This window comes from Streptomyces sclerotialus (assembly GCF_040907265.1).
Taxonomy (GTDB): Bacteria; Actinomycetota; Actinomycetes; order Streptomycetales; family Streptomycetaceae; genus Streptomyces; species Streptomyces sclerotialus.
Genome location: NZ_JBFOHP010000002.1, coordinates 1,313,173 through 1,332,021, shown reverse-complemented (window position 1 = coordinate 1,332,021; position 18,849 = coordinate 1,313,173). Strand labels below are relative to the sequence as shown.

General features: G+C 67.1%; 8 protein-coding genes and 3 rRNA genes. 7 read left to right on the top strand and 4 right to left on the bottom strand.

What is annotated here, in order from left to right:
• Window positions 1–152: 152 nt before the first annotated feature.
• Together AAC944_RS05950 and AAC944_RS05945 are read right to left on the bottom strand one after the other, a co-directional pair.
• The gene (locus AAC944_RS05950; protein ID WP_051872411.1) at window positions 153–1,103 is read right to left on the bottom strand and encodes a methyltransferase; all 951 of its coding nucleotides are present in this window, start codon (window positions 1,101–1,103) and stop codon (window positions 153–155) included.
• Window positions 1,104–1,247: 144 nt separating this feature from the next.
• Window positions 1,248–3,746, bottom strand: a complete 2,499-nt coding sequence (locus AAC944_RS05945) for a glycoside hydrolase family 31 protein (RefSeq protein ID WP_051872409.1) — start codon at window positions 3,744–3,746, stop codon at window positions 1,248–1,250.
• 340 nt (window positions 3,747–4,086) lie between these two features.
• Here AAC944_RS05945 and AAC944_RS05940 point away from each other — a divergent pair, with 340 nt between their 5' ends.
• Together AAC944_RS05940 and AAC944_RS05935 are read left to right on the top strand one after the other, a co-directional pair.
• A complete protein-coding gene (locus AAC944_RS05940) occupies window positions 4,087–6,096 on the top strand; it encodes an acetoacetate--CoA ligase (RefSeq protein ID WP_030624280.1) in 2,010 nt (669 codons plus the stop codon).
• A gap of 177 nt (window positions 6,097–6,273) precedes the next feature.
• Window positions 6,274–7,257: a DUF8829 domain-containing protein gene (locus AAC944_RS05935; RefSeq protein WP_368396925.1), complete on the top strand. Its 984-nt coding sequence runs from the start codon at window positions 6,274–6,276 to the stop codon at window positions 7,255–7,257.
• 108 nt (window positions 7,258–7,365) lie between these two features.
• Here the strand turns inward: AAC944_RS05935 and ptsP are convergent, their stop codons facing one another.
• Together ptsP and AAC944_RS05925 are read right to left on the bottom strand one after the other, a co-directional pair.
• Window positions 7,366–9,036, bottom strand: coding sequence for a phosphoenolpyruvate--protein phosphotransferase (gene ptsP / locus AAC944_RS05930; RefSeq protein WP_030624286.1), 1,671 nt, complete (start codon window positions 9,034–9,036; stop codon window positions 7,366–7,368).
• A 137-nt stretch (window positions 9,037–9,173) separates the two neighbouring features.
• Window positions 9,174–9,623: a glucose PTS transporter subunit IIA gene (locus AAC944_RS05925; RefSeq protein ID WP_030624289.1), complete on the bottom strand. Its 450-nt coding sequence runs from the start codon at window positions 9,621–9,623 to the stop codon at window positions 9,174–9,176.
• Between the two features lie 633 nt (window positions 9,624–10,256).
• Here AAC944_RS05925 and AAC944_RS05920 point away from each other — a divergent pair.
• The 5 genes from AAC944_RS05920 to AAC944_RS05900 all read left to right on the top strand — a co-directional run bounded on the left by AAC944_RS05920 (window position 10,257) and on the right by AAC944_RS05900 (window position 18,845).
• A 16S ribosomal RNA gene (locus tag AAC944_RS05920) occupies window positions 10,257–11,785 on the top strand.
• Window positions 11,786–12,092: 307 nt separating this feature from the next.
• A 23S ribosomal RNA gene (locus AAC944_RS05915) occupies window positions 12,093–15,213 on the top strand.
• Between the two features lie 77 nt (window positions 15,214–15,290).
• A 5S ribosomal RNA gene (gene rrf, locus AAC944_RS05910) occupies window positions 15,291–15,407 on the top strand.
• Together the 16S, 23S and 5S rRNA genes form the textbook arrangement of a ribosomal RNA operon.
• A 219-nt stretch (window positions 15,408–15,626) precedes the next feature.
• Window positions 15,627–16,235, top strand: coding sequence for a cardiolipin synthase ClsA (clsA, locus tag AAC944_RS05905; protein WP_030625292.1), 609 nt, complete (start codon window positions 15,627–15,629; stop codon window positions 16,233–16,235).
• 114 nt (window positions 16,236–16,349) lie between these two features.
• Window positions 16,350–18,845 (top strand): sugar phosphate nucleotidyltransferase, encoded by a 2,496-nt coding sequence (locus AAC944_RS05900; protein WP_030625295.1) that lies wholly within the window; start codon window positions 16,350–16,352, stop codon window positions 18,843–18,845.
• The last annotated feature ends 4 nt before the right edge of the window (window positions 18,846–18,849 follow it).

The following is an 18,849-nucleotide window of genomic DNA, read 5'->3' as shown; positions in this document are numbered from 1 at the left end:
AAGACCACCACGCGCGGCCAGGAGCCGCCTCCGGCCGAACGCCCCGCCACCTTCCTCGGGCGCCCGACTACGGCCACCCTCCTCGAACCCCCTCCTCGGACCCCCTCCTCGGGCTCCCTCCTCAGACTGCCCGTCTCCGGCCGAACGCCGCGTCAGCGGACCGTCAGCTCCACGACCGCCAGCCGCCCCGCCGGACGGACCCCGCTCACCTCCAGCCCCGCCTGCGCCGCCAGCGTCGACAGGTCCGTGACGCCGCGCTCGCGGGCACCGAAGTACACCAGCACCCGGAGGTCCATCGCCGTGCTGACCGCTTCGCCGCCCGTACCGAACTTCTCCACCACCAGCACCTTGCCCGTCCGGCCCGCCGCCCGCGCGCAGCTCCGCAGGATCGCCACCGCCGACTCGTCGTCCCAGTCGTGCAGCACCGCACACAGCAGATAGCCACCCGCACCGGACGGCAACTCCCCGAAGAAGTCGCCGCCCACCGCGTCCCCACGGTCCGCCACCCCCGCCGCCGCGAGCGTGGCCCGCGCCGCCCGCGCCGTCTCCGGCTGGTCGAACACCGTGCCCCGCAACTCAGGATGGGCTGTCAGCAGCGTGGCGAGCATCGTGCCGTTGCCGCCGCCGACGTCCACCAGACGCCCGAGCCCGGCCCAGTCATACACCGGCAGCACGGCCTCCGCCCAGGAGGCCACGTCCACCGCCATCTGAGCGTCGTAGTCGGCCGTCCGTGCCGGATCCGTCCGCAGGTCGGCCCAGAAGTCCTTCCCGTACCGCTCGGGGAACGCCGCCGCGCCGGTCCGTACGGAGTGCGGCAGTTCGACGAAGGCGAGGTCCGCCCGTCCGATCGCGGTTCCGGTGTCCAGCCTCCGGCGCAGCCCGCCAGGGTGCCCGTCCCGCAACTCCTCGCCCGTGGCGGTGAGCTCGTACCCGGGCCCGGCGTCGTCGGCCCGCCGCAGCAGTCCCGCCGCGACGAGATGACTCAGGAGTTGCCGCAGCGCACCGGGGTCGCTGCCCGTGACGCCGGCGAGTGCGGGCACCGTCCGTATGCCCTCGGCGATACGGTCGGCGAGCCGCAGCGTCGCCGCCGTCCGAACGGCCATCGGCGTCACCAGATCCGCCAGCTCCGACGCGCTCCGGGACGCGCCGCCGGCAGACACTACCGAAGCCTCCGCGAGCCCTTCTTCCGCGGACTCGCTCCCCACCCCGTTCTCCGCTCCGGCCGTCATCCTGCTGTCCGCCCCCTGTCACGTTTCCCCGTGTGTGCCGGACCCGTCCTCTCCGGCCGCCGCCTCGGATCCGCTACCCAGGACACGTACCCGATAGCCCACCGGCTCCCCGTCCGGCCGGCTCACCACCACACGCCCCGACACCCACTGCGACTCCATCCGTTCAACGCACGGAGGTTCCCAAGCGTCCCCGGAATCCGGTACGACGATTCCGCCGCCCTTGCGCCCCGGAGAAGGCGCCCAGGCCTCCAGCTCCACTTCGCCGTCCGCACCCGCCACCGGCAGCACCGCACCCGCCCGCGCCAGCACCGGAATCCGCGACAGAGGGGCGTCGACCACCACCGTCCCGGGCCCGTCGTACGCCCGGCCCGTCGCGGTGTCGTACCACCGCCCACGCGGCAGCCGCACGGACCGCCGCCGCGCCCCCTCCTCCAGCACCGGCGCCACCAACAGCGCGTCGCCGAGCAGGAATGCGTCCTCGCAGTCGCGCAGCGCACGGTCACGCGGCGTGTTCCACCACAGCGGGCGCACGTAGGGCGCACCGCTGAGCCGGGCCAGTTGCCCCAGCGTGAACACGTACGGGAGCAGCCGCTCACGTTCGAGGGCCGCCGTACGGGCGTGCTCCAGCACCTCGTCCCCGAACTCCCACGGCTCCCGGCGCCCCGCGTCGTGCGCGCAGTGCGTACGGAACAGCGGCAGGTAAGCGCCCAACTGGAACCACCGCAGATACAGCTCGGCCGACGGCACTCCCGAATAGCCCCCGATGTCGGGACCGCTGTACGGGACACCGCACAGCCCCAGTCCCAGTACCAGCGACAAGGAGGCCCGCAGCCCGGACCACCCGGTTGCCACGTCCCCCGACCACGTACCTCCGTAGCGCTGCAGCCCCGCCCACCCGGAACGCGAGAAGAGGAAAGGCCGCTCCTCAGGACGCAGCTCGCACAGCGCTTCATAGCCGGCACGCGCCATCGCCAGCCCGTAGACGTTGTGCGCCTCCCGGTGGTCCCCGCCCCGGCCCTCCAGGGCGTGCCGCGCCGACCGGGGCAGCGTCGGATCCCCGAACGCGGCGAAGGACGACGGCTCGTTCATGTCGTGCCACACCCCGGCGAACCCCTGGGCCAGCCGCTCCGCGTACAGGCCGCCCCACCACTTGCGCACCCGCGCGTCCGTGAAGTCGGGAAAGACCGCCTCGCCCGGCCACACCGCGCCCCGTACCTCGCGCCCGCCCGCCTCCCGTACGAACGCGTCGGCCGCCGCCCCGCTCTCGTACACCGCGTTCCCCGGCTCCGCCTTCACCCCGGGATCCACGATCGACACCAGCCGCACTCCCTCCTGGCGCAGCTCGGAGGCGAGCCCCGGCAGATCGGGGAAACGCGTACGGTCCACCGTGAACACCCGGTGGCCGTCGAAGTGATCGATGTCCAGGTGGAGCGCCGACAGCGGCACACCGCGCGCACGGTAACCGGCGGCCACCCGCCGCACCTCCGCCGCGTCACCGAAACCGAACCGGGCGTGCTGGTGCCCGAGAGCCCAGCGGGGCGGCAATGCGGGCGCCCCCGTGAGCGACGCCCAGCCGTGCAGCACCCGGGCAGGCGTCCCCGTCAGCACCCAGTAGCGCAGCGGACCGCCGTCCATCCGGAGCTCACACGAGCCGGCCCGGTCGTGCCCCGAGCCCCTGCCCTCCTCACCCTCGCGGAGCGAGACCCGCCCGTCCCAGGAATTGTCGTGGAACACCAGATGCGTACCGGCGTCCGCGACGACCAGCTGCACCGGCATCGTCAACGACAGCGGATCATCGCCCGGCCCGAACGCGCCTCCGGGGTCGGTGTTCCACAACCGGTACGTGCCGGCCCGCAGCCTCGGCCCGCCGGCCCGGCCACCCAGCCCGAAGAACCGCGCGTCCGCCGCCACCTCGGAGCGCTGCACCCACCGCGACTCACCGCCGTACGTGATCCGCCCCGCCTCCTCGGCACAGCCACCGCCGGGCCCCGCGGCCCTCTCGGGACCGCCCTCCGGCGCGCCGCCGTCTCCGGGGGCCGCCTCCGGCACCACGTCCCACCACCTGGGCGGCAGCTCCCGGCGCAGCACCACCCCGCCCGGCGTACGGATCTCCACCGCACCGAACCGCGACACCGCGACCGTCACCCGCTCCGACACCACACGCCAGCCGCCCTCGGTGTCGGGTTCCAGCTCCGCCCGGCCGTCCGCCTCCGGGCCCGTCCCCACCAGCGCGTACGACGGCTCCGGCGCCGCACCGTCCCAGCCGCAGAACACCGCGCCGCCCGCCGTCACCCTGATCCGCAGCGAGGACCGCGCGAACCGCACCACTCCGCCCCCCGGCTGCGGCTCCGCCCCCACCGCCGCACCGGGCACCCGCGCCCGCTCCGCACCCCGCCGCGGCAGCCCCGCCGCATCGGCCCGCCTACGCCGCAGGGCCGACCGTACCGACAACCACCCCTGCGCGGCGCCCACCGCCCTGACCGTCCGTGCCGACCGCACCAGATCCCGCCCGTCCATACAGCTCAGCCTGCCATCAGCGCACCCCTGTGAAGGCATCGTTCAGCTGCCGTTCACCTGTGTTGACCTGCTGTGTCCCCAAAAGAGACACCGCACTCCGGGGCCTGCGGCCCGTCTTCGGGCGCGCCGTTCACACCGTGTCCGCGCCACACACCATTCCCCCTGAATATGGGGCGCCCACCCTGGTGCGGAAGTCGATCACGTGGCATCGTCCTGAGCAGTCGTGTCCTGCGCACCCCTACGGACGCGTCGGGCACCACCGGACGGGGACGGCCGGCGGCACCGCCCACCGCGGCGCACGGACCGGCACACCAGCCGTGTACAGCCCGGGAGCCGCATGATGACCACCGCACCGCAGCCCGCAACCCACCCGGAGCCCCTGTGGCAGCCCGGAGCGGACCGTATCGCCGGAGCACAGGTCACCCGCTTCCAGGAGTGGGCCGCCCACCACCACGGCGCGCCGGCCGCCACCCCAGGAGACCCCGCCGCGAGCTACGCCGCCCTGCACCGCTGGTCCGTCGAAGAGCTGAGCACCTTCTGGCGCGCCGTCGCCGAATGGTTCGACGTCCGCTTCAGCACCCCCTACGACACCGTGCTGACCGACGCCACCATGCCCGGCGCCCGCTGGTTCCCCGGCGCCACCCTGAACTACGCCGAGCACGCCCTGCGCGCCGGCGAGGACCCCGCCAGGGCCGCCGAACCCGCCCTCCTGCACGTCGACGAGAGCCACGAACCCACCCCCGTCACCTGGGCCGAACTCCGCGCCCAGGTCGGCTCCCTCGCCGTCGAACTCCGCCGCCTCGGCGTCCGCCCCGGCGACCGCGTCAGCGGCTACGTCCCCAACGTCCCGCAAGCGGTCGTCGCCTTCCTGGCCTCCGCCGCCGTGGGCGCCGTCTGGACCTCCTGCGCCCCCGACTTCGGCGCCCGCAGCGTCCTGGACCGCTTCCAGCAGGTCGAGCCCGTCGTCCTGTTCACCGTCGACGGCTACCGCTACGGCGGCAAGGAACACGACCGCCGCGCCACAGTGGCCGAGCTGCGCGCCGAACTCCCCAGCCTCACCGCCGTCGTCCACATCCCGCTGCTCGGCACCGAAGCACCCGAAGGCGCGCTCCACTGGGACGACGTCGTCTCCCACGACGAAGAGCCGGTCTTCGCACAGGTGCCGTTCGACCACCCCCTGTGGGTCCTGTACTCCTCCGGCACCACCGGCCTTCCCAAGGCCATCGTCCAGTCCCAAGGCGGCATCCTCCTCGAACACCTCAAGCAGACCGGACTCCACTGCGACCTCGGCCCAGAGGACCGCTTCTTCTGGTACACCTCCACCGGCTGGATGATGTGGAACTTCCTCGTCGCCGGCCTCCTCGCGGGCTCCACGGTCGTCCTGTACGACGGCAGCCCCGGCTTCCCCGACACCGGCGCCCAATGGCGGATCGCCGAACGCACCGGCGCCACCCTCTTCGGCACCTCCGCCGCATACGTCATGGCCTGCGCCAAGGCCGGCGTCCACCCCGGACGCGACTACGACCTCTCCCGCGTCAAGTGCGTCGCCACCACCGGATCCCCGCTGCCCCCCGACGGCTTCCGCTGGCTCCACGACGAGGTCGCCGAAAACCTCTGGATCGCCTCCGTCAGCGGCGGCACCGACGTCTGCAGCTGCTTCGCCGGCGCCGTACCGACCCTCCCCGTCCACATCGGCGAACTCCAGGCCCCCTGCCTCGGCACCGACCTCCAGGCCTGGGACCCGCAGGGCAAGCCGCTCACCGACGAAGTCGGCGAACTCGTCGTCACCAACCCGCTGCCCTCCATGCCGATACGCTTCTGGAACGACCCCGACGGCAGCCGCTACCGGGACAGCTACTTCGAGATGTACCCGGGCGTCTGGCGGCACGGCGACTGGATCACCCTCACCGCACGCGGCACCGTCGTCATCCACGGCCGCTCCGACTCCACCCTGAACCGCCAAGGCGTCCGCATGGGCTCCGCCGACATCTACGAAGCCGTCGAACGCCTTCCCGAGATCCGCGAATCCCTCGTCATCGGCCTCGAACTCCCCGACGGCGGCTACTGGATGCCCCTCTTCGTCCACCTCGCCGAAGGCGCCGTCCTCGACGACGACCTCCGCGGCAGGATCAAGCAGACCATCCGCACCCAGCTCTCCCCGCGCCACGTCCCCGACGACATCATCGAAGCCCCCGGCGTACCGCACACCCTCACCGGCAAGCGCATCGAAGTCCCGGTCAAGCGCCTGCTCCAGGGCACCCCGCTGGAAAAGGCCGTCAACCCCGGCTCCGTCGACAACCTCGAACTCCTCCGGTTCTACGAGCGGATCGCCGCCGACCGCGCACAGTGATCACCCAGCCGCCGGAAATGCCTGATCACAGCCGCTTCCGGCGGCTCGCGACCGCCATTGTCAGACCCCTCGCTTACGCTCAGTGAGCAATGAGTCGTCGGAGACGACGGCACCCGAGCCCGGGCCGGCCCCACAGCCGGCCCGCGCCCGCTCACCAGCGTCATCAAGGGGGAAACCATGACCAGCACCGCCCGCCGCACCCAGCCAGGAGCCCAACGACGCCACGCCCGCCGGGCCCGCGGCCCGGCAAACCGCGCCCGCCGGGGGAGCGCCGCCACCCAGCGCCGGCTGAGCCGCGAAATCCCGGGCACCCTCGCCGTCCTCCCGACGCCCGACGACCTCGCGGCCATGGCCCGCTACCGCACCTTCCCCTTCACCGGCCAGGACCACTCCGAGTACCTCCGCCGGCTCGACGGCCTCCTCCGCACCCTCGCAGCCCAGGGCCGGCACACCGCCCTCACCCTCTTCGACCCGGGCGAGTACGCCGCCTACTGCACCGACAGGGGACTGGACCCCGACCGGCCGGAAAGCCGCGCCCGCTACACCACCGAAGTCACCGCGGCCGGCGCCACCGTCCCGTACACCGGCCGACGGCTGACCGACACCCTGCCCGCGCTCCTCGACGAGGCCGACCGCCAGGACACCTGGGACCGGGCCGGCGCCCTCCTCTCGGACACCGGCCGCTGCCCCACCTGCAACGGCGACCTCGCACACGCCGCCTTCGAACGCGCCACCCAGGCAATGCTGCGACTCCTGGAGGCCCTCGGCCCCGGCAGACACCACCTCGTCTGCAGCGTCCCCTCAGGTGACGGCGGACCCCTCCTCGCGGCGGTGTCCGTCACGGCACAGCAGGACGGCCGCCTGCACCTCGCCGAAGCGGACGCGCTGACCTTCTGCACCGTCCTCGCCGCCGGCATCGCCGTCCGCGTCCCCGGCGGCGTCGTCACCCGCACCCTCGACGACGAGCACGGCGACGAGGTACGCGGCTGGTCCCTCCGCGACGACTGGCTCACCGCCCTCACCGCCGCCGAAGTCTTCTCCGCGTACTGCACCGACGCCAGGACCGGCGACCCCGTCCCACCCGAACCGGACGTCGACTACCTCCCGGGCATCGCCCTCCCGGCACCCGACCACCCCCACCAGCACTGCGGGCACACGTAGGACCCACGTGCCCTCGAACACGGCGATGGCCGCCCCGCCACAAGGGCGGGACGGCCATCGACACCACGGCACCACACCGCTGAACGAGGGTCCTCGAGGACCCCGCGGTCACTCTCCTGAGAGCACCGCCTGCGCCGCCAGACGGGCCTCCTCGGCCGTGTCCGCCGCACGCGCCGCCGACGCGGCACGCTCGCACTGCGCCAGCGTGTGCTTCGCCAGCGTTGCGCGCACATAAGGAAGCGACGCCGCACCCATGGAAAGGCTGGTGACGCCGAGCCCCGTCAGGACACACGCGAGCAGCGGGTCGGAAGCCGCCTCGCCGCACACACCACAGCTCTTGCCCTCGGCCTTGGCGGCCTCCGCCGACGTCGCCACCAGGTCGAGCAGCGCGGGCTGCCACGGGTCCTGCAGCCGGGACACCGCACCGACCTGACGGTCAGCGGCGAAGGTGTACTGCGCCAGGTCGTTGGTGCCCAGCGACAGGAACTCCACCTCCTGCAGGATCGAACGCGCCCGCAGCGCGGCGGACGGAATCTCCACCATCGCACCGAACTTCGCCTGCAGCCCCGCCTCACGGCACGCGTCGGCGAACGCCTTGGCATCCGTACGGTCCGCCACCATCGGCGCCATGACCTCGAGGTAGACCGGCAGCCCCTCCGCCGCCTTGGCCAGCGCGGTGAGCTGGGTCCGCAGCACCTCGGGGTGGTCGAGCAGGGTACGCAGACCCCGCACGCCCAGCGCCGGGTTCGGCTCGTCCGACGGCGTCAGGAAGTCCAGCGGCTTGTCCGCGCCCGCGTCCAGCACGCGCACGACCACCCGGCCCTCCGGGAACGCCTCCAGCACCTGGCGGTACGCCTCGACCTGCTTTTCCTCCGACGGCGCGTTCTTGCTGTCGTCGAGGAACAGGAACTCCGTACGGAACAGCCCGACACCCTCGGCACCGGCCTCGACCGCCGCCGGCACGTCCGCCGGACCACCGACGTTCGCCAGCAGCGGCACCTTGTGCCCGTCCGACGTCGCACCCGGCCCCGTGGCGGCGGCCAGCGCGGCCTTCCGCTCCTCGGCCGCCCGCTCCATCTCCGCACGCTTCTCGTCGCTCGGATTGACGAAGATCTCGCCGGTGCTGCCGTCCACGGCCACCACCGTGCCCTCCACCAGCTCGTGCGCGCCCGGCAGCGCGACGACGGCCGGCACGCCCAGCGCCCGCGCCAGAATCGCGCTGTGGCTGGTCGGCCCGCCCTCCTCGGTCACGAAGCCGAGCACCAGCGACGGATCCAGCAGCGCCGTGTCGGCCGGCGCGAGATCCCGCGCGATCAGCACGTACGGCTCGTCACTGTCCGGCACACCCGGCATCGGCACGCCCAGCAGCCGCGCAACGATCCGGTTCCGCACGTCGTCCAGGTCCGCGACCCGGCCCGCCAGGTACTCGCCGGCACCGGCCAGCAGCGCCCGGTACGCGGCGAACGCGTCGTACACACCACGCTCGGCCGTGCTGCCCACCGCGATCCGGCGGTCGACGTCGGCCATCAGCTCGGGGTCCTGGGCCATCAGGGCCTGGGCCTCCAGCACCGCCTGCGCCTCACCACCGGCGAGGTTGCCGCGGGCGATCAGGTCGGCGGCCACGGCTTCCACGGCCTGGCGGGCGCGCCCCTGCTCACGCTCCGCATCCTCGGCGGGGATCTGCTTGGCCGGCGGCTCCAGCACCGCCGTTCCCATGTGCCGTACCTCGCCTATGGCGACACCGTGGCTCACGCCGACGCCTCGCAGCGTTGTCTCCATTGCACCCGTCTCCGTGTGATGCGACGGTCACTGCCGTCGCGTTGAACTGTCGTACGTGCGGCCCGATACGGCCGCTCGGTCCACGCTGCCGGTCCGCGCGCGCCACGCGCGCGTGCCCTACGGAACGGCGCCGCGCATCACTGCCAGCTGAAGAGCTGATCCCCGGCCTTCACGTCGCCGTCCTCGCGCACGTCACCGAGCGCGTCGGCGGTGGCCTCCAGAGCGACGACGGGGCAGACCGGCGACTTCCCGGCCTCCTCGACGGCGGCGGGGTCCCAGCGGACGACGCCCTGGCCGCGCGTCACGTTGTCCCCCTTGTTGACGAGCAGCTCGAAGCCCTCGCCGTTGAGCTGAACGGTGTCGATGCCCAGGTGCGTCAGCACGCCGTGCCCTTCGGCGTCCACGACGACGAACGCGTGCGGGTGCAGGGAAACGACGACGCCGTCCACGGGCGCGAGCGCAACGGAAGGCTCGCGAGCCGGGTCGATCGCGGTACCGGGCCCCACCATCGCGCCGGAGAAGACGGGGTCAGGCACTGCGCTGAGCCCGATGGCGCGTCCGGCGAGCGGGGACGTCACGGTGGTCATGGGAAGCCTCCCAGGGGTGGAGATCTATCAGGTCGCCGTCACTACCTGTCCCGGACGGCGCACCGGTCAGAGCGTAAGTCATAAGAAGTGGACGCTCCGCATGACAGACGCGAGGCGCGATCATGCGTGTGAAGGGGTGCCGCTGGACGGCGGCCTTCCCCCGATTTGCCTCGCCCCAACCCCACCTGTACTGTCTAACACCTGCCCCGGACACGAGGACGCAATCACTGCGGCTCAGGAACGGGACAGCACCCCATCAGAGTCTTGATCCGAGAATCTCGATCATTTCTGCCTGCCTGCATCACCTCTAGTGATGTGTGCATTGACTGCAGAAAAGACCGCGGTTCGGAAGACCGAAAAGGCCTGATAGAGTGTGAAACACCGAAGGGAAGCGCCCGGAGGGCCCGGTGAAACGGGACCGAAGGAAGCGTCCGTTCCTTGAGAACTCAACAGCGTGCCAAAAGTCAACGCCAGATATGTTGATACCCCGTCCCAGCAACTCTGCTGGGACGAGGTTCCTTTGAAAGCCCTCCCGAGCTTGGGAGGCAACACAGCGAGGACGCTGTGAACGGATCGGACTATTCCTCCGATCTGTTCCGCTCTCGTGGTGTTCGCCCCGATCACGGGGAAGCATTCACGGAGAGTTTGATCCTGGCTCAGGACGAACGCTGGCGGCGTGCTTAACACATGCAAGTCGAACGATGAAGCCGCTTCGGTGGTGGATTAGTGGCGAACGGGTGAGTAACACGTGGGCAATCTGCCCTGCACTCTGGGACAAGCCCTGGAAACGGGGTCTAATACCGGATACGACACGGGATCGCATGGTCTCCGTGTGGAAAGCTCCGGCGGTGCAGGATGAGCCCGCGGCCTATCAGCTTGTTGGTGGGGTAATGGCCTACCAAGGCGACGACGGGTAGCCGGCCTGAGAGGGCGACCGGCCACACTGGGACTGAGACACGGCCCAGACTCCTACGGGAGGCAGCAGTGGGGAATATTGCACAATGGGCGCAAGCCTGATGCAGCGACGCCGCGTGAGGGATGACGGCCTTCGGGTTGTAAACCTCTTTCAGCAGGGAAGAAGCGCAAGTGACGGTACCTGCAGAAGAAGCGCCGGCTAACTACGTGCCAGCAGCCGCGGTAATACGTAGGGCGCAAGCGTTGTCCGGAATTATTGGGCGTAAAGAGCTCGTAGGCGGCTTGTCGCGTCGGATGTGAAAGCCCGGGGCTTAACCCCGGGTCTGCATTCGATACGGGCAGGCTAGAGTTCGGTAGGGGAGATCGGAATTCCTGGTGTAGCGGTGAAATGCGCAGATATCAGGAGGAACACCGGTGGCGAAGGCGGATCTCTGGGCCGATACTGACGCTGAGGAGCGAAAGCGTGGGGAGCGAACAGGATTAGATACCCTGGTAGTCCACGCCGTAAACGTTGGGAACTAGGTGTGGGCGACATTCCACGTCGTCCGTGCCGCAGCTAACGCATTAAGTTCCCCGCCTGGGGAGTACGGCCGCAAGGCTAAAACTCAAAGGAATTGACGGGGGCCCGCACAAGCGGCGGAGCATGTGGCTTAATTCGACGCAACGCGAAGAACCTTACCAAGGCTTGACATACACCGGAAACGTCTGGAGACAGGCGCCCCCTTGTGGTCGGTGTACAGGTGGTGCATGGCTGTCGTCAGCTCGTGTCGTGAGATGTTGGGTTAAGTCCCGCAACGAGCGCAACCCTTGTTCTGTGTTGCCAGCATGCCCTTCGGGGTGATGGGGACTCACAGGAGACTGCCGGGGTCAACTCGGAGGAAGGTGGGGACGACGTCAAGTCATCATGCCCCTTATGTCTTGGGCTGCACACGTGCTACAATGGCCGGTACAATGAGCTGCGATACCGCGAGGTGGAGCGAATCTCAAAAAGCCGGTCTCAGTTCGGATTGGGGTCTGCAACTCGACCCCATGAAGTCGGAGTCGCTAGTAATCGCAGATCAGCATCGCTGCGGTGAATACGTTCCCGGGCCTTGTACACACCGCCCGTCACGTCACGAAAGTCGGTAACACCCGAAGCCGGTGGCCCAACCCCTTGTGGGAGGGAATCGTCGAAGGTGGGACTGGCGATTGGGACGAAGTCGTAACAAGGTAGCCGTACCGGAAGGTGCGGCTGGATCACCTCCTTTCTAAGGAGCATCTAGGTCCCGTAAGGGATCCAGAGCCACTACGTCGGCGAATGTTCGACGGTGGTTAGCTCATGGGTGGAACGTTGACTACTCGGCACACTCGGTCTGGTGACCGTCAGTACTGCTCTTCGGAGCGTGGAACGCAGTCGTCGGCTGGATGTGTCGGGCACGCTGTTGGGTGTCTGAGGGCACGGACGAGAGTTCGTTCCTTCGAAGACGCCGGCCCCAGTGAACTCGACCGGTAGCGGTTGGGGTGGTGGGTGGCTGGTCGTTGCTTGAGAACTGCACAGTGGACGCGAGCATCTGTGGCCAAGTTTTTAAGGGCGCACGGTGGATGCCTTGGCACCAGGAACCGATGAAGGACGTGGGAGGCCGCGATAGTCCCCGGGGAGTCGTCAACCAGGCTTTGATCCGGGGGTTTCCGAATGGGGAAACCCGGCAGTCGTCATGGGCTGTCACCCGCTGCTGAACACATAGGCAGTGTGGAGGGAACGCGGGGAAGTGAAACATCTCAGTACCCGCAGGAAGAGAAAACAACAGTGATTCCGGGAGTAGTGGCGAGCGAAACCGGATGAGGCCAAACCGTATTGGTGTGATACCCGGCAGGGGTTGCCAGTGCGGGGTTGTGGGATCTCTTGTCTGCAGTCTGCCGGCTGTGGGACGAGTCAGAAACCGTTGATGTAGGCGAAGGACATGCGAAAGGTCCGGCGTAGAGGGTAAGACCCCCGTAGCCGAAACATTGACGGCTCGTTGGAGAGACACCCAAGTAGCACGGGGCCCGAGAAATCCCGTGTGAATCTGGCGGGACCACCCGTTAAGCCTAAATATTCCCTGGTGACCGATAGCGGATAGTACCGTGAGGGAATGGTGAAAAGTACCGCGGGAGCGGAGTGAAATAGTACCTGAAACCGTGTGCCTACAAGCCGTGGGAGCGTCGCATACAGCTTGCTGTATGTCGTGACTGCGTGCCTTTTGAAGAATGAGCCTGCGAGTTTGCGGTATGTTGCGAGGTTAACCCGTGTGGGGAAGCCGTAGCGAAAGCGAGTCCGAAGAGGGCGATTCAGTAGCATGCTCAAGACCCGAAGCGGAGTGATCTAGCCATGGGCAGGTTGAAGCGGAGGTAAGACTTCGTGGAGGACCGAACCCACCAGGGTTGAAAACCTGGGGGATGACCTGTGGTTAGGGGTGAAAGGCCAATCAAACTCCGTGATAGCTGGTTCTCCCCGAAATGCATTTAGGTGCAGCGTCGTGTGTTTCTTGCCGGAGGTAGAGCACTGGATAGGCGATGGGCCCTACCGGGTTACTGACCTTAGCCAAACTCCGAATGCCGGTAAGTGAGAGCGCGGCAGTGAGACTGTGGGGGATAAGCTCCATGGTCGAGAGGGAAACAGCCCAGAGCATCGACTAAGGCCCCTAAGCGTGTGCTAAGTGGGAAAGGATGTGGAGTCGCAGAGACAACCAGGAGGTTGGCTTAGAAGCAGCCACCCTTGAAAGAGTGCGTAATAGCTCACTGGTCAAGTGATTCCGCGCCGACAATGTAGCGGGGCTCAAGCACACCGCCGAAGTCGTGTCATTGCAGTAATACTCCTAACGGAGGCTGTGATGGGTAGGGGAGCGTCGTGTGCCGGGTGAAGCAGCCGTGGAAACGAGTTGTGGACGGTTCACGAGTGAGAATGCAGGCATGAGTAGCGATTCACACGTGAGAAACGTGTGCGCCGATTGACTAAGGGTTCCTGGGTCAAGCTGATCTGCCCAGGGTAAGTCGGGACCTAAGGCGAGGCCGACAGGCGTAGTCGATGGACAACCGGTTGATATTCCGGTACCCGCTTTGAAGCGCCAAACATCGAATCAGGCGATGCTAAGTCCGTGAAGCCGCCCTGAGCTCTTCGGAGCGTAGGGGAGTGGTGGAGCCGACGAACCAGACTTGTAGTAGGTGAGTGATGGGGTGACGCAGGAAGGTAGTCCAGCCCGGGCGGTGGTTGTCCCGGGGTAAGGGTGTAGCCCGTGCGGTAGGCAAATCCGTCGCACGTTGAAGGGTGAGACCTGATGCCGAGCCGATTGTGGTGAAGTGGATGATCCTATGCTGTCGAGAAAAGCCTCTAGCGAGTTTCATGGCGGCCCGTACCCTAAACCGACTCAGGTGGTCAGGTAGAGAATACCGAGGCGTTCGGGTGAACTATGGTTAAGGAACTCGGCAAAATGCCCCCGTAACTTCGGGAGAAGGGGGGCCATTGCTGGTGATGAGGTTTTCCCTCTGAGCTGGTGGTGGCCGCAGAGACCAGCGAGAAGCGACTGTTTACTAAAAACACAGGTCCGTGCGAAGCCGTAAGGCGATGTATACGGACTGACGCCTGCCCGGTGCTGGAACGTTAAGGGGACCGGTTAGCTTGGTTTCGACCAGGCGAAGCTGAGAACTTAAGCGCCAGTAAACGGCGGTGGTAACTATAACCATCCTAAGGTAGCGAAATTCCTTGTCGGGTAAGTTCCGACCTGCACGAATGGCGTAACGACTTCTCGACTGTCTCAACCATAGGCCCGGTGAAATTGCACTACGAGTAAAGATGCTCGTTTCGCGCAGCAGGACGGAAAGACCCCGGGACCTTTACTATAGCTTGATATTGGTGTTCGGTTCGGCTTGTGTAGGATAGGTGGGAGACTGTGAAGCCGTGACGCCAGTCATGGTGGAGTCATTGTTGAAATACCACTCTGGTCGTGCTGGATGTCTAACCTGGGTCCGTGATCCGGATCAGGGACAGTGTCTGGTGGGTAGTTTAACTGGGGCGGTTGCCTCCCAAAGGGTAACGGAGGCGCCCAAAGGTTCCCTCAGCCTGGTTGGCAATCAGGTGTTGAGTGTAAGTGCACAAGGGAGCTTGACTGTGAGACTGACGGGTCGAGCAGGGACGAAAGTCGGGACTAGTGATCCGGCGGTGGCTTGTGGAAGCGCCGTCGCTCAACGGATAAAAGGTACCCCGGGGATAACAGGCTGATCTTCCCCAAGAGTCCATATCGACGGGATGGTTTGGCACCTCGATGTCGGCTCGTCGCATCCTGGGGCTGGAGTCGGTCCCAAGGGTTGGGCTGTTCGCCCATTAAAGCGGTACGCGAGCTGGGTTTAGAACGTCGTGAGACAGTTCGGTCCCTATCCGCTGTGCGCGTAGGAGTATTGAGAAGGGCTGTCCCTAGTACGAGAGGACCGGGACGGACGAACCTCTGGTGTGCCAGTTGTCCTGCCAAGGGCATGGCTGGTTGGCTACGTTCGGGAGGGATAACCGCTGAAAGCATCTAAGCGGGAAGCCTGCTTCGAGATGAGTGCTCCCACCTCCTTGAGAGGGTAAGGCTCCCAGTAGACGACTGGGTTGATAGGCCAGATATGGAAGCCCGGTAACGGGTGGAGTTGACTGGTACTAATAGGCCGAGGGCTTGTCCTCAGTTGCTCGCGTCCACTGTGTTTGTTCTGAAGTAACGAACTCGCCTTTGTCGGCTGGAGTTGTTATCTTCATAGTGTTTCGGTGGTCATAGCGTTAGGGAAACGCCCGGTTACATTTCGAACCCGGAAGCTAAGCCTTTCAGCGCCGATGGTACTGCAGGGGGGATCCTGTGGGAGAGTAGGACGCCGCCGAACAATTCTTCAGCTCCGGTCCTTGAACCTTGTGGTTCAGGGACCGGAGCTTTTTTGTTTTCCCATGCTTCCCACTGCCGGCGCCGGCCGTTTGTTTTCGGACACGGCAGGTGTGCCTGTCCGGCCTGCTGGTGGCCGATACGGGGCCCGCGGTACAGGGGGACGAACCGGGCAGGTAAAGTCATGGGGCATCATCGCTACGTTTCCACAGGAGGCCCACGGGTGGAGGTTCAGGAGACGCGGATCCAGACCGATCGCGTCCTCACCATCCCCAACATTCTGAGCATGGCTCGCCTGATCGGCGTACCCGTGTTCCTGTGGCTGATCCTGTGGCCGGAATTCGGCGGTCCGAAGGCCGACGGCTGGGCGCTGCTCGTCCTGGCGCTGAGCGGCGTCAGCGACTATCTGGACGGTAAGCTCGCCCGCCGCTGGAACCAGATCAGCAGCCTGGGCCGGATCCTCGACCCGGCGGCCGACCGGCTGTACATACTGTCCACGCTGGTGGGGCTGACCTGGCGGGAGATCCTTCCGCTCTGGATGACCATCGCGCTGCTCGCCCGCGAGCTGATGCTGCTGGTGGCGGTGGTGTGGCTGAGCCGGCACCGGTACGGGCCGCCGCAGGTGAACTTCTTGGGCAAGGCGGCCACGTTCAACCTGATGTATGCGTTCCCGTTGCTGCTTCTCAGTGACGGAAGTGGCTGGCTACATACACTCGCTGCTATTTTCGGATGGGCGTTCGCCGGATGGGGTACAACGCTCTACTGGTGGGCAGGAATCCTCTACGTGGTTCAGGTCCGTCGCATCATCAAGGCGGACACCACAGCCGACTGAGCTCGCCTTAACCGCCAGACGTGTGAGGGCCGGGCGCCCAACTCAAGGTAAGTGGGCTATCCGGAAGGGTGAAGTCGGCAAGATCGTCGTCTCTTAGAGGAGGACGCTTCCGACATGAAGGCCGTTGTGATGGCGGGCGGCGAAGGCACGCGCCTTCGGCCCATGACTTCGAGCATGCCCAAGCCGCTGCTCCCGGTGGCAAACAGGCCGATCATGGAGCACGTGCTGCGGCTGTTGAAACGGCATGGCCTCAGTGAGACCGTAGTGACGGTGCAATTCCTGGCCTCGCTGGTGCGCAACTACTTCGGCGACGGTGAAGAGCTCGGGATGGAGCTCACCTATGCCAATGAGGAAAAGCCGCTCGGTACCGCGGGCAGCGTCAAGAACGCCGAGGAGGCGCTCAAGGACGATGCTTTCCTGGTGATCTCCGGTGACGCTCTCACCGACTTCGACCTCACCGACCTGATCCGTTTTCACAAGGAGAAGGGCGCCCTCGTCACCGTCTGCCTGACGCGGGTCCCCAACCCTCTTGAGTTCGGTATCACGATTGTCGACGAGGACGGTCAGGTCGAGCGGTTCCTGGAAAAGCCGACCTGGGGCCAGGTTTTCTCCGACACCGTGAACACGGGCATCTACGTGATGGAGCCCGAGGTCTTCGACTACGTCGAACCCGACGTTCCGGTGGACTGGTCCGGCGATGTCTTCCCCCAGCTCATGAAGGAAGGCAAGCCCATCTACGGCTACGTCGCCGAGGGCTACTGGGAGGACGTCGGTACGCACGAAAGTTATGTGAAGGCGCAGGCGGACGTCCTCGAAGGAAAAGTCGATGTCGATATCGACGGCTTCGAGATGTCGCCGGGTGTGTGGGTCGCGGAGGGCGCCGAGGTTCACCCGGACGCCGTATTGCGGGGCCCGCTCTACATCGGCGACTACGCGAAGGTCGAAGCCGGCGTGGAACTGCGTGAGCACACCGTCGTCGGCTCGAATGTCGTCGTGAAGAGTGGCGCCTTCCTGCACAAGGCCGTGGTGCACGACAACGTGTACATCGGGGAGCAGTGCAATCTCCGTGGCTGCGTCATCGGGAAGAACACCGATGTGATGCGGGCGGCCCGGATCGAGGACGGCGCCGTCATCGGCGACGAGTGCCTCATCGGTGAGGAATCGATTGTTCAGGGCAACGTCCGCGTCTATCCCTTCAAGACGATCGAAGCGGGCGCGTTCGTCAACACCTCGGTGATCTGGGAGTCCCGCGGTCAGGCGCATCTCTTCGGCGCCCGTGGCGTTTCCGGAATTCTGAACGTGGAGATCACGCCTGAGCTGGCGGTACGGCTCGCGGGTGCGTACGCGACGACTCTGAAGAAGGGTTCGTCCGTCACCACGGCACGCGATCATTCACGTGGTGCGCGGGCGCTGAAGCGTGCGGTGATCTCGGCCCTGCAGGCGAGCGCCATCGACGTACGCGACCTCGAGAACGTGCCGCTGCCGGTGGCCCGTCAGCAGACGGCCAGGGGCAGCGCCGGCGGAATCATGGTCCGTACGACGCCGGGCGTGCCGGACTCCGTGGACATCATGTTCTTCGACGAGCGGGGCGCGGACCTCTCGCAGGCCGGGCAGCGCAAGCTCGACCGCGTGTACGCCCGTCAGGAGTACCGTCGCGCGTTCCCCGGTGAGATCGGTGACCTGCACTTCCCGTCCAGCGTCTTCGACTCGTACACCGGCTCGCTGTTGCGGTCCGTGGACACCACGGGGATCGCGGAAGCCGGTCTCAAGGTGGTCGTGGACGCTTCGAACGGCAGCGCGGGTCTGGTGCTGCCGAGTCTGCTGGGCCGGCTCGGAGTGGACTCGCTGACCATCAATCCGGGACTCGACGAGTCGCGGCCCACCGAGACCGAGGACGCACGGCGTTCCGGCCTCGTACGGCTGGGCGAGATCGTGGCGTCGGCGAGGGCGGCCTTCGGGGTGCGTTTCGACCCGGTGGGTGAGCGGCTGTCCCTCGTCGACGAGCAGGGGCGGATCATCGAGGACGACCGCGCGCTGCTGGTCATGCTGGACCTGGTGGCGGCCGAGCGGCGCAGTGGCCGGGTGGCCCTGCCCGTGACCACCACCCGTATCGCCGAGCAGGTGGCGGCGTACCACGGCACGCAGGTGGAGTGGACGACGACCTCACCCGACGACCTCACCCGGGTGGGCAGGGCGGACGACACCATCTTCGGCGGCGACGGGCGGGGTGGTTTCATCGTCCCCGAGTTCGCCAGCGTGTTCGATGGTTCGGCCGCGTTCGTCCGGCTCATCGGCCTGGTCGCCCGTACGCAGCTCACGCTGAGCCAGATTGACGCGCGTATCCCGCGTGCCCACGTGCTCAAGCGCGACCTGGCGACCCCGTGGGCGGTCAAGGGCCTCGTCATGCGGCACGTCGTCGAGGCGGCCGGCGACCGCTCGGTGGACACCACCGACGGTGTGCGGGTCGTGGAGGCCGACGGGCGGTGGGTGCTGGTGCTGCCCGACCCGGCCGAGGCGGTCACGCACCTGTGGGCGGAGGGCCCGGATGACGCCTCCGCTCAGCAGCTCCTGGACGAGTGGTCGTCCGTCGTGGACAGCGCGGGCCGCTGACCTC

Coding starts and splice junctions, on each gene's coding strand:
- AAC944_RS05945 (WP_051872409.1), bottom strand. CDS start 3,746: ATGGACGGGCGGGATCTGGTGCGGTCGGCACGGACGGTCAGGGCGGTG.
- ptsP (WP_030624286.1), bottom strand. CDS start 9,036: ATGGAGACAACGCTGCGAGGCGTCGGCGTGAGCCACGGTGTCGCCATA.
- AAC944_RS05925 (WP_030624289.1), bottom strand. CDS start 9,623: ATGACCACCGTGACGTCCCCGCTCGCCGGACGCGCCATCGGGCTCAGC.
- AAC944_RS05940 (WP_030624280.1), top strand. CDS start 4,087: ATGACCACCGCACCGCAGCCCGCAACCCACCCGGAGCCCCTGTGGCAG.
- AAC944_RS05950 (WP_051872411.1), bottom strand. CDS start 1,103: ATGGCCGTTCGGACGGCGGCGACGCTGCGGCTCGCCGACCGTATCGCC.
- AAC944_RS05935 (WP_368396925.1), top strand. CDS start 6,274: ATGACCAGCACCGCCCGCCGCACCCAGCCAGGAGCCCAACGACGCCAC.
- AAC944_RS05900 (WP_030625295.1), top strand. CDS start 16,350: ATGAAGGCCGTTGTGATGGCGGGCGGCGAAGGCACGCGCCTTCGGCCC.